At 54.7% G+C, this 12,137-nt stretch carries 9 protein-coding genes; 1 reads left to right on the top strand and 8 read right to left on the bottom strand.

Features of this window, described 5'->3' with window-relative positions; translation table 11 throughout:
• Window positions 1-197: 197 nt before the first annotated feature.
• Window positions 198-680, bottom strand: coding sequence for an Lrp/AsnC family transcriptional regulator (locus HALTITAN_RS01795; RefSeq protein ID WP_022521426.1), 483 nt, complete (start codon window positions 678-680; stop codon window positions 198-200).
• A gap of 177 nt (window positions 681-857) precedes the next feature.
• Here HALTITAN_RS01795 and HALTITAN_RS01790 point away from each other — a divergent pair, with 177 nt between their 5' ends.
• Window positions 858-4,388 (top strand): indolepyruvate ferredoxin oxidoreductase family protein, encoded by a 3,531-nt coding sequence (locus tag HALTITAN_RS01790; RefSeq protein ID WP_009286073.1) that lies wholly within the window; start codon window positions 858-860, stop codon window positions 4,386-4,388.
• Between the two features lie 70 nt (window positions 4,389-4,458).
• Here the strand turns inward: HALTITAN_RS01790 and HALTITAN_RS01785 are convergent, their stop codons facing one another.
• The 7 genes from HALTITAN_RS01785 to HALTITAN_RS01755 all read right to left on the bottom strand — a co-directional run bounded on the left by HALTITAN_RS01785 (window position 4,459) and on the right by HALTITAN_RS01755 (window position 11,820).
• Window positions 4,459-5,649 carry a multidrug effflux MFS transporter gene (locus HALTITAN_RS01785; RefSeq protein WP_009286072.1) on the bottom strand — a complete coding sequence of 397 codons (1,191 nt, stop codon included), beginning with the start codon at window positions 5,647-5,649 and terminating at the stop codon, window positions 4,459-4,461.
• A 106-nt stretch (window positions 5,650-5,755) separates the two neighbouring features.
• Window positions 5,756-6,400 (bottom strand): maleylacetoacetate isomerase, encoded by a 645-nt coding sequence (maiA, locus tag HALTITAN_RS01780; protein WP_009286071.1) that lies wholly within the window; start codon window positions 6,398-6,400, stop codon window positions 5,756-5,758.
• Window positions 6,401-6,411: 11 nt separating this feature from the next.
• Complete coding sequence (locus HALTITAN_RS01775; protein WP_027958351.1) at window positions 6,412-7,431, bottom strand: fumarylacetoacetate hydrolase family protein; 1,020 nt, start codon at window positions 7,429-7,431, stop codon at window positions 6,412-6,414.
• Between the two features lie 36 nt (window positions 7,432-7,467).
• Complete coding sequence (hmgA, locus tag HALTITAN_RS01770) at window positions 7,468-8,775, bottom strand: homogentisate 1,2-dioxygenase (RefSeq protein WP_009286070.1); 1,308 nt, start codon at window positions 8,773-8,775, stop codon at window positions 7,468-7,470.
• Between the two features lie 83 nt (window positions 8,776-8,858).
• Entirely contained in the window at window positions 8,859-9,059 is a 201-nt protein-coding gene (locus tag HALTITAN_RS01765; protein ID WP_027958349.1) for a DUF2783 domain-containing protein, read from the bottom strand.
• Window positions 9,046-10,776: an FAD-dependent oxidoreductase gene (locus HALTITAN_RS01760; protein ID WP_009286069.1), complete on the bottom strand. Its 1,731-nt coding sequence runs from the start codon at window positions 10,774-10,776 to the stop codon at window positions 9,046-9,048. The genes HALTITAN_RS01765 and HALTITAN_RS01760 overlap by 14 nt, the downstream gene beginning before the upstream one ends.
• A gap of 75 nt (window positions 10,777-10,851) precedes the next feature.
• Window positions 10,852-11,820, bottom strand: coding sequence for an MBL fold metallo-hydrolase (locus tag HALTITAN_RS01755; protein ID WP_027958348.1), 969 nt, complete (start codon window positions 11,818-11,820; stop codon window positions 10,852-10,854).
• Window positions 11,821-12,137: the final 317 nt, after the last annotated feature.

The raw sequence follows: 12,137 nt of genomic DNA, 5'->3' as shown, positions 1-12,137 counted from the left end.
TCCACAGATGGGGGCGCTTTACGTTAGAGGGATACAATGAGCCGGTTTGCCTGCTGCAAGTTGCCTTGCCACTTCCTGCTCAAAGTGTGGTTCTAGCGGTTTCTCCAGGTCATTGACGAGTGCATTGAGCGTAGCGCCTGCTTCCTGCTTTAAGTTGTGGGCTAACGTTGCGGTTGACGTTACATAGCAGCGTTTTGTTAGCGAATCGGAATAGCGGTCTCTTCTTTGATATTACGTAGCACGAAATTGGAATTGACCTGGGAAATGCCATCCAAGGTGAAGAGTTTCTCATTCAGAAAGCGGTCATAAGCCGCCATGTCTTCGATAACCACTCGAAGCACGAAATCCGCGTTGCCGGTAGTGGCATAGCACTGCAGCACTTCTGGGTATTGCAGGATGCGGTTTTCGAACTCGACGGTGTTGTCGATGTGGTGGCGAACCAACGTCACCATCACCAATGCCGACAGTGGCTGGCCCACCAGGCTGGGTTCCACCAACGCCGCAAAGCGGCGGATCACGCCACTATCTTCCAAAGCCTTTACACGTCGCCAGCAGGCGGCGGGGGATAGCCCGATCTGTTCGGCGAGCTCATTGTTGGTAATGCGCCCCTGTTGCTGAAGCAGGGTAAGAATGCGCTGATCATGCCTGTCTAAGGTGATTAGTTTGGTCGCTTCTTTCATAGTGCCATTTCATTTGTTTGTGGTTTGTTGAATATCATTGCGTTAAATCTCAAAAAATGAAAGTAATGATCAATAACCAGGCTTTTGAAGAGTGAATTAGCAAGCACCTTTAGTGCGCTCTTGGCTAGACTCAAGCGTATTACAACCATAACTCTTCAACCGTACTGGTGAACTCCCATGACAACCCCCTCGATCGCTGAGCAGGCGGGTTCTATTGCCCAGCCTCTCGATATTGCACTCGATGACAATCTTCTCGATGACTATGCGCTGGCCGATCGCTATACCCGCGGAGAAGGCCGTGTCTTTCTCACCGGCACCCAGGCATTGGTGCGTATCGCCTTACGCCAAGCCGAGCTTGATTGCCACAATGGCCGCCACACGGCAGGACTCATCAGCGGCTATCGAGGCTCGCCCTTAGGCGGTGTAGACCAAGAGATTTGGCGGGCGAAAGCCGCCATGGAAGAGCACCGCATCGATTTTGTCCCTGCGATCAACGAAGACCTGGCCGCCACCATGATGCTGGGCTGCCAGCAAGTCGAGACAGACCCCGATAAGCAAGTAGATGGCGTGTTTGGCATGTGGTACGGCAAGGGGCCTGGCGTTGATCGCGCGGGCGATGCCTTAAAGCACGGTAATGCCTACGGTAGCTCGCCGACTGGCGGTGTGCTGGTGGTCGCCGGGGATGACCATGGGTGTGTGTCGTCCTCCATGCCACACCAGTCTGATGTCGCCTTTATGGCGTGGTTCATGCCGGTAGTGAGCCCTGCATCATTGGCGGAATACGAGCGCTTTGGGCTGTGGGGCTATGCTCTTTCACGCTTCTCGGGTTGCTGGGTGGGTTTCAAAGCCGTTTCTGAAACCGTAGAGAGTGGCGCGTCGGTGGACGTGCCTCCCTTGCCAGAATATGTAACGCCCGATTTCGATATGCCGGAAGGCGGGCTGCACTACCGCTGGCCCGACTTACCTGGGCCCCAGCTTGAGACTCGCCTTGAGCACAAGCTGGCCGCCGTTCAGGCGTTTGCCACGGCCAACCCGATTGATCAGTATTTATTTCGCCAAGAACAGGCGACGTTTGGGCTGGTGACCACAGGCAAGGGACACCTGGATTTACTTGAATCGCTGCGTTTATTGGGGCTGGATGAAGCGAAGCTGCGTGAGCTGGGAATCGAAATATACAAAGTCGGGATGGTGTGGCCTCTCCATCGCCCCAGCATTCTTGAGTTTATTCATGGCAAGCGCGAGGTGCTGGTCATTGAAGAGAAGCGCGGCATCATCGAAAGCCAGTTGAAGGAGTACATGTCGGAACCCGATCATCCAGGCGAGGTCATCGTTACCGGCAAGCAGGATGAAACCGGCAAACCCTTGATTCCCTTTGTTGGAGAGCTGAGCCCGCGTCTCTTGGCAGGCTTCGTGGCAGAGCGTTTAGAGCGCTTTTTCAAGATCGATTTTAGCGACAAGCTGGCAACTGTTGATGCCTGCCGCGCTGGTGTTAAAGAGCTCGGGGGTGTACGCCGCATGCCCTATTTCTGCTCCGGTTGCCCACACAACAGCTCGACCAAGGTGCCTGAAGGCAGTAAAGCCCTGGCGGGGATCGGTTGCCACTTTATGGCTTCGTGGATGGATCGCAGCACTGAATCGCTAATTCAGATGGGTGGCGAAGGTGTTAACTGGGTGGGCAAGAGCCGCTTTACCGGCAATGGCCATATTTTCCAGAACTTAGGCGAAGGCACCTGGTTTCACTCGGGCTCAATGGCCGTGCGCCAGGCAGTGGCTGCCAACGTTAATATTACCTATAAAATTCTGTTCAACGACGCGGTTGCCATGACGGGCGGCCAACCTGTAGATGGGCAAATCAACGTGCCCATGATTGCCCGGCAATCGCTGGATGAGGGCGTTCGCCGAGTCATGGTGGTCAGTGACGAACCGGAGAAGTACCGGGGGCATGAAAAGGAATTCCCTAAAGAGGTTACCTTCCATAGCCGCGAAGAGATGGATACGCTGCAGCGTGAGCTGCGCGAAATTCCAGGCTGTACGGTGTTGATTTATGATCAGGCATGCGCGGCTGAGAAACGTCGTCGGCGCAAGCGCGGTCAGTTGGAAGACCCTGCCCGCCGGGTGTTTATCAACCACCATGTTTGCGAAGGCTGTGGTGATTGTTCCGTACAGTCCAACTGTTTATCGGTGGTGCCTCGCGAGACCGAGCTAGGTCGCAAGCGCAAAATCGACCAGTCCTCCTGTAACAAGGACATGTCCTGCGTCAGTGGTTTTTGTCCCAGCTTTGTCACTGTAGAAGGTGGCGGGCTGCGTAAAGGCCAGGGCGTTGCGGCAGATAATGCCTTTTGGAAACGTATAGCGCATTTGCCTAGTCCTGCTATCGCCCCTTTGAATGCTCCTTATGACCTGCTGGTAGGGGGCGTTGGTGGCACGGGGGTGGTGACCGTCGGGCAACTGATCACCATGGCGGCACACCTGGAAGGCAAGGGCTCCAGCGTGCTCGACTTTATGGGGTTTGCGCAAAAAGGTGGGGCAGTACTGAGCTATGTGCGCTTGGCATCTCAGCCCAGTGAGCTTAATCAGGTACGTATCGAAGCGGGGCAGGCCGATGCGATGATCGCTTGCGATATGGTGGTGGCGAGTTCTCAGAAAGCGCTGAATGTGCTGCAGCCGACCACGCGTATTGTGGCGAATCTGGCCGAGCTAGCCACAGCGGATTATGTGCTTTATCGCGATGCGGATATGCAGCCCAGCAAGCGTCTTAACATGTTGCGTGAAGCGGTAGGAGATGAACGCTTTGCTTCTCTAGATGCCAATCGCCTAGCTGAACAGCTGCTAGGGGATACCGTATTCTCCAATATGATGATGCTCGGGTTTGCCTGGCAGCAAGGGCTGGTGCCGCTTTCTGAGCCTGCGCTGCAGCGTGCTCTAGAACTCAATGGCGTCGCAGTGGAAAAGAACCGCCAAGCATTTGCCTGGGGGCGCTTGGCAGCGGTGGAACCCGATTACCTCCAGCAGCACCTGGATAAGATGCCACTGTCCGCGAATGCCACACTGGACGAAGTGGTAGCGCGTAATCGTCGCCACCTGGAGCGCTATCAGAACCGAGCCTGGGCTGAACGTTACGTGACCCAGGTGACTAAAGTGCGTGAAGCAGAAACAGCGCTAAAATGTGGCCAATCACTGAGTGAGGCCGTTGCTCATCAGCTCTATCGTTTGATGGCGTATAAAGATGAGTATGAAGTGGCACGACTTTACACCCAGAGCGATTTTCTGGATGAGATCAAAGCAACGTTTTCTGGTGATTACCAGTTAACCTTCCACTTGGCGCCGCCGCTTATAGGTGGTCGTAAGGATGCTCAGGGGCGTCCAGTGAAGCGCCGCTTCGGCCCCTGGATGCTGAAGGCAATGGGCGCGTTGGCAAAGATGCGCGGTTTGCGCAACACGGCTCTCGATCCTTTCCGCTTCAGCGCCGACCGCAAGCTCGACCGCGCCTTATTGGCTGATTACGAGCAGCTTATCGATGAGTTAGTGGCTCGTCTTGATGGCACTAATCATGGGACTGCCTTGGCGCTGGCTAAGCTGCCGGAAGAGATTCGTGGTTTCGGGCCAGTCCGCGAAGCTGCCGCCGAGAAAGCCAATGAGCGCCGTGAGACGTTGCTGGTGGAGCTACGCGAAGGTCACTCGAAGACCATCGCTGTCGAAGCCGCTTGAGTTGACTCATATAGGTAAGAACAGGCCACGTAATGCGTGGCCTTTTGCTATGCATCTATACAACGACCCACTAAGCCTCTTTTCGGCGGCGTACCAGCAGCCAGTGGCTTAGCAAGGCGAGTAGCCCCATCAGCCCGATCGTCAAGGCCATGGTGCGCGAGCTGCCGTCGTGGAATTGCCCGACTAATCCACCTACCACAGCGGCAATTGTCATTTGCAGAAAACCAAACAAGGAAGATGCCGCGCCTGCACATTGAGGGTTGGGCGCCAGTGCGCCGGCCATTGTTTGTGGCATCAAAATGCCCACCCCCAGCATAAACACTATATGGGGGCCCACCACCGCCCAGGGGTGATGGACGCCAACGGCAGCCAAGCCCGCCATGACGACACCCCCAGTTGCGCAGATTACGGTGCCTAGGGTAATGAGGCGATCACGACCCAAGCGGTGGCTATATCGGCCGCTGACCAGCGTCCCGACGAAGAAGCCCGCGACAATCAGCGTGAACAGCACGCCATACAGGGTAGGTGCGGCGCCCATGTACTCGATGAGCACAAAAGATGAGCCAGAAAGGTACGCGAATAACCCGGAGAACGCGGCAGCATTCACCAAGGTGTAGCCAATAAAGGCACGCTGAGTCAGTAGTAAGCGAAAGTTAGCCAGTACGGATTTCGGGTGGATCGATTGCCGCCGCTCCTTCGCCAACGGCTCGGGCAGCATAAGTATCAGCACCGCCAGCATCACTGCCGCGTAGAGCGCCAGCACCACGAACACCGATTCCCAGCCAAAAAACAGCAGTAACCCCGCGCCTACCACAGGGGCCAGAGCAGGGGCGAGCGCCATGGTACTTGCCATATAGGCGAGGATACGTCCGGCCTCGATGGGGCCATGAATATCACGTACCGCTGCCCGTGCTAATACCGGTCCAGCAGCACCGCCGAAGGCCTGCAAAAAGCGGCCTGCCAGTAACCACTCGACGCTAGGCGCCCAGGCACACAGTAGGCTCGCAGCGAGAAACAGCGATAACCCTGCGATCATCACCGGGCGGCGGCCAAAGCGATCAGAGATTGGCCCGCACAATAGTTGGGCCAGAGCGAATCCAGCCATATAGAGGCTAAGGGTCAGCTGTATTCGGTCTGGGCCAGTATTCAGTGCTTCTGCCATGGCGGGCATGGCTGGCAAGTACATATCCGTCGCCAGCGGGCCGAGTGCAGTCACCGCGGCTAGGGCCACGACGGTGGCGGTAGAGGGCAGCTTTAGCACCCCTTAACTCCTTATGGTTGGACGTGATGCCCCTTCGGACACGAGGCGGGCGCCTTCCCGAATGGAAAGACGCCCGCTTATGTTAGCCTGCTTAGTATAGCTTGACTTAGCTGGCGTCAGGCTGCACCTCTGGTGCTGCCTTTTCGAAGGCTGGCAGTGAACGACAATTGGCAGCGATACGCTGAATCGTCGGATAGGCTGACAAATCACACTCGAAACGTTCCGCGTTGTACACCTGGGGAATCAGGCATATATCCGCAAGCGTTGGGGTGTCACCATGGCAAAAATCTCCGCTGCTGGGGGCATTGGAGAGCGTTGCTTCCAGGGCGGTGAAACCCTGGGCAATCCAGTGGTGGTACCAGGCTAGCTTAGCCGCTTCATCCGCTCCCATTCCTCTCACTAGATACTTGAGTACCCTCAGATTGTTGAGTGGGTGAATCTCGCAGGCCACCGACTGAGCGAGCGCACGAACCCGAGCCCGCTCTAACGCGTTAATCGGCAGCAGGGCGGGCTCTGGGTGCACTTCATCGAGATACTCGCAGATCGCCAGTGATTGGTTAATCACCGAGCTATCGTCCAACACCAGGCTAGGCACTAGCCCCTGAGGGTTGCGCATCAGGTGGTCGTCACCCCGTTGCTCACCTTTCACCAGGTTGACCGGGATCTGGTCATAATCCAGTCCCTTAAGGTTTAAGGCAATACGCACCCGGTAAGCAGCCGACGAGCGGAAATAGCCGTAAAGCGTCGTCATGTTGCCATCCTTTATTTGGGCTGGTACTGCACTACTTGCTGATCGATCGTACCAAATATGTTGTTGCCATTGCGGTCAAACATCTCGATACGAACCCGGTCGCCAAAGCGCATAAAGGGAGTTTTTACCTGGCCGTACAGTATCTGCTCCACCATGCGCACTTCGGCTAGACAGCTATAGCCAACGCCACCGTCAGCCACCGGCTTTCCAGGGCCGCCGTCGGGGTCTGGGTTGGAAACGGTGCCTGAACCAATGACAGCGCCGGCACCGAGATAGCGGGTCTTAGCCGCATGGGCCACCAGCTGTGGAAAGTTAAAAATCATATCTGGCCCGGCTTCAGGCTCGCCAAACTTCTCGCCATTCAAGTGCACGGTCAGTGGCAGGTTCACTTTACCATCCTGCCAGGCATCGCCCAGTTCATCCGGGGTCACCGCAATGGGCGAGAAAGAAGAGGCGGGCTTTGCTTGGAAAAAGCCGAAGCCCTTTGCGAGTTCACCTGGAATCAGACCACGCAGACTCACGTCGTTGACCAGCATCACTAGCTTAATGTGCTTGGCGGCTTCCACGGGGGATACTGCCATCGGTACGTCACCCGTAATGACCGCGATCTCGCCTTCAAAGTCGATGCCATGCTCTTCACTAACCGCCTCGATATCGTCGGTGGGTGCCAAGAAGCAGTCGCTACCGCCCTGATACATGAGCGGGTCTGTCCAGAAGGTGTCAGGCATCTCGGCATTGCGCGCCTGGCGTACCAGCTGGACATGGTTCAGATAGGCGGAGCCGTCAGCCCACTGATAGGCACGCGGTAAAGGGGAGTGCAGCGCACTCTGATCAAGCTTAAACGCGTTTTCAGCACCACCTTTATTAAGCTGAGCATAGCGCTCTTCAAGCTGAGGGCTAACCGCTTCCCAGTTCTCGAGGGCAGCCTGAAGTGTGGGAGCAATATCAACGGCGCTCACAGCGCGGGAGAGGTCACGCGAGACGATGATGAGTTCTCCGTCGCGGCCCTTCTTAAGTGTTGCCAGTTTCATAGTGATTCAATCCTTGTCGTCAGGGTGGTATAGGGTTCAGGGCTGGCTTGGGTTGAAGTGGGAGCGCAGCGTCGACCAAACATCCACATAATCACGTTGACGGAAGTCAGCATTCAGTGCCGCAGGGGTCGGGTGAAAGAAGTAGCGGCTTTCAAACATGAAGGCCAGTGTATCGCCTATGAAGTGGGGCTTAAGCTCCGCGTTGGAGGCCTTTTCAAAGGTCTCAGCATCGGGGCCGTGGGGCGACATTGAGTTATGTAGACTGGCGCCACCAGGGGTGAAACCTTCCGCTTTTGCATCGTACTCGCCATGAATAAGCCCCATAAACTCGCTCATTAGATTGCGATGGAACCAGGGTGGCCTAAAGGTATTCTCGGCAACCATCCAGCGTGGCGGAAAAATCACAAAATCAATATTAGCCATTCCCAGTGTATCGGAGGGTGATGTCAATACGGTGAAGATTGACGGATCCGGATGGTCGAAGCTCACCGTATTGATGGTGTTAAAGTTGGCGAGATTATATTTATAAGGCGCGCAGTTGCCGTGCCACGCCACCACATCTAACGGTGAGTGGTCGAGTTTGCTCTCCCAGAAACGACCAGAGAACTTAGCCACTAGGCGGTAGTCGCCCTCCAGGTCTTCATAGGCCGCCACAGGGGTTTGGAAGTCACGCGGGTTTGCTAGGCCGTTAGCCCCGATAGGGCCGAGGCCGGGCAGCTCTAAAGGACTACCGTAGTTCTCGCAAATATACCCCCGTGCAGCCTCAACACCCTGAGCTTTACGCACTTGGAATTTCACACCGCGAGGAATGACGGCAATTTCACCGTTATCGATCTCAATGTCACCAAATTCGGTACGTAGACGAATGGCCCCCATTTGCGGAACGAAAAGCAGTTCTCCATCGGCGTTGTAAAAAAACCGCTCGGTCATGTCCTTATTAAAGGTGTAGACATGCACGCCCACGCCCGCTTGAGTACCCGCATCGCCGTTCACCGCAATGGTAAACAAGCCATCGATAAAATCAGTCGGTTCATTAGGTAATGAAACGGGATCCCAGCGCATCTGGTTAGGATCCGCCGCTGGCTTGTCTAACGGGGCCGTGTGTACGTTGTTATTTTCTAGTGGCTGGTAAGCGCTCTGAACGACAGAAGGGCGAATGCGGTAAAGCCAACTGCGAAAGTTTTGATGACGTGGCGCTGTGAATGCGGAACCGGTTAGTTGTTCAGCGTACAAGCCATAAGCACAGCGTTGAGGTGAGTTTTGCCCAATCGGCAGTGCACCCGGCAGCGCTTCGGTTGAAAAGTGATTATGAAATCCATTTTGATATTTCAATTGTTCATTCATTGTTAAGACCTGCTTTATTGGAACGTTATTTTGATAAAGCTATATTTTGATAAAACTGTATGTTGATAAACCAAGGGGCGCGGCTATTGATCGCCATCACCAACCGCATGGGAAATCGCTTCTTCAAGCACGGTTTGATCGCCGATGTGATTAGCAAGTAAGAGAATCAGGCGTGCATTGATGCGCTCGCTCTCTGTTTCGCTGCGGTCGCGATGTAGCGCCGTGAGCGCAGCGTAAAAGGCGTCTGGATCAGTGAAGTTCGAATTCAGCTCAAGCCTTGGCATGGCAGCTTTCCTGGAAGGTAGTGTCAGCGGCACCCGCAAGATAAACGCCCAGCGCGCGGTCTAATGCGTCTTCAACCCTGCGGGCCATGATGGCGTGCCAGCGGGCAGCAACGTGTTGATCAGGGCGAATAAGGTACCCGCCACCTGCTTTCAGGCCATATCGTTGTGTCACTAGCCCCTCGGAATCGTCTACGATGGTTGTGCGCGGTAGAGCGCTAAGCTCATCCGTTGCTGGGCCAACGACCACCAGGCTTAAATCAGTGCGACGGCCTAACAGCTCTTTCAACGGCGCGGCAAGCGTGTCGGTGTGTCCATCCTCAAAGCGGCCGTCGAGTAACAACACAAAGCCATCGCCAAATTGATTGAGTAGCCAGGCGTTCTCTTCTCTCAATCGAATGGGAGCGTCCTTGGCCGGGCTGCCGGGGCGCAGTTCTCTCGGGCCACCATTAACATCGGGTGTATTGAGCGGTGAGGTGTCATAGCGGCAGGGCATGGAAAGGCGACCGCTGTTGACCAGGCTACGTGCGAAGGCATGTTTCTCAGCCAGCTCCAGCGTCACATCTCGGAACACTTGGCTGATATGGCTCTTCGGGGTAATAAAATCAGTGGCGCGGGTCGAGTTAAGGATGTTCTCTGCCGCGCCATGCTGGCGCTCAGTGTTGTAGGTGGACAAAAGCGTTTTTGGCGCCTGCTGTTTGAGAACGCGGGCTAGTTTCCACACTAAATTATCCACACCCTGTAGGGCACCATTGGCGCCCCTGGCGCCAAAGGGGGATACCTGATGAGCCGCGTCACCTATGAATATCACGCTATGGTGAATGAAATTATCCATCTTACGGCAGCGGAAGGTGTAGACACTGGCCCACTCAAGCTCGAACTCCACGTCTTGGCCAAGCATTGCCTGAACTCGTGGGCGAATGTTCTCTTCTTTCTTTTCTTCTTCCGGGTCAGCATCACATCCTAATTGAAAGTCGATACGCCACACATTGTCCGGTTCTTTGTGCAGCAGGACTGACTGATTGGGATGAAAGGGCGGGTCAAACCAAAACCAGCGTTCTGTAGGGAAGTCGGCCTTCATCACCACATCAGCAATCAGGAATCTGTCCTGAAATACTTGGCCTTTGCACTCAAGGCCCAGTATGTCTCGGATTCGGCTGTTAGCTCCATCCGAGACGAGGAGGTAGTCACAAGTCAGCTGGTAATCACCGTCTTGGGTAGAGACCTTGATGGCGGAGCACTCAGGCTGAGCATCGACATCAATGACCTTATGTTTCCAACGAAGGTCAATTTGCTCTGGAAAGTCGTGAGTGCGGTTGACCAGAAACTCTTCAAAGTAATACTGCTGTAAGTTAATAAAGGCGGACATACGGTGGCCGTCTTCTGGCAGCAGGTTGAAGTCATAGACCTCGCGATCCTGGAAGAAGACGCGACCGTGCTGCCAGGTGACGCCTTTTGCAAGCATCGGCTCGACGCAACCCAGGCGGTCTACAATTTCCAGCGAACGTTTAGCAAAACACAGGGCCCGCGACCCCACGCTAACGGTGTTGTTATCGTCCAGAAGAATCGAATTAACGCCTTGGTGAGCCAAGTCGATGGCGGCGGCGAGGCCGCTAGGTCCCGCTCCGACAATCACTACCGGATAGTGGCGAACTTCTTGAATATCGAGTTCAGGCGGGCGCCGATAAGGATAGACAGGATTTTTATAGGTTGTTGGCATCTATTTGCTCCCGTTCAGCGTCGGGTGCGTGACACCCGACTGCTGGGCATGATCAGTGGGTGTCACTGGTGGCACTTACTGATTTTCGACGGCGTCCTGTAGCGAGTGCCACATAGCGGTATCGCGTTCTGCCGTCCAGATGCGGGGATCCGGGTACTCGCCGCCTGCTTCGTCGTAGCAGCGAGTGATATCGAAAGGCACACAGTGATCGAAGATGACCCAGTGACCATACTTCAGCTTAAGTACCGCGTAGGTCTCGGCGTAACACTCGGAGAGAGACTTGCCCGCCGCCTTGCCCGCTTTAACACTTCCATACATATCATTTAGGAAGTCGCGAGTGCCCTGAATGGCTTCCTGGCACTGTTCGGCAGTTTGCAGTGCATCACCGCGGCCGGGCACCAGCTTTTGGGGCTGCATGGATTGCAGGCGATCAAGCGTGGCAGGCCAGTCCTCGTGGTAAGCGTCACCGGTGTAAGGGGTGGCGCCATACTCAACGAGGTCACCGGAGAACATTACTTTTTCCTGAGGTAACCAAACGATGGTATCGCCCTTGGTATGTCCGCGGCCTAGGTGAATGATTTGTACCTCACGCTCACCCATGTAAACCGTCAGCTTTTCTTGAAAAACTATGTTTGGCCAGGTTAAGCCAGGCACAGAATCCACACCCTTGAACAGGCGAGGGAAACGACCGACTTCTGACTCATAGTCTTGCTGACCACGCTCGTTGATCAGGTCATAGGTGTTCTGGCTAGCGTAGATATTCTCTGCATCGTATGCGGAAGCGCCGAGAACACGCACGGCATGGTAATGGGTCATTACCACATGCTTAATCGGTAGGTCAGTCACTTCGCGGATACGGCGGATGACATCCTGAGCCATGACGGGCGTTGCCTGGGTGTCGATAACCATCACGCTGTCATCGCCAATCACGATGCCCGTATTGGGGTCACCTTCAGCAGTGTAAGCATAGAGCCCTTCTGCCAGCTTGGTGAAGCTGATCTTCTTCTCTTCGGTATCGGCATGGGACGCGAATTTCTTGCTCATGATATCTCCGGTGCTATCAGGGTGATTCAGGTATTCATTGAATTGTTGTGTGCTTGAAGGATAGTTTCTAATGAAACTAAATGTCCAATGTTTCATGGACGAATCACTCTGTCTTTTGCATCGTATTGACGATAATTCTTAATAAATCAGGTGATTATTGCAAATTAATACTTAAGTATAATAAATAAAATCGTTAAATTAGTTGCAAGGGAGAGTATCTGTCGGCACTGTTCCACCTTATGATAGGTGCATTGCTGGAGCCTACATTCCCAGCTATCGTGCGGATTTTGGTCATCACCACTTCTGATAAACGGTGG

Source organism: Vreelandella titanicae BH1, assembly GCF_000336575.1.
GTDB lineage: Bacteria > Pseudomonadota > Gammaproteobacteria > Pseudomonadales > Halomonadaceae > Vreelandella > Vreelandella titanicae.
This window is presented reverse-complemented; position numbering and strand designations above follow the sequence as displayed.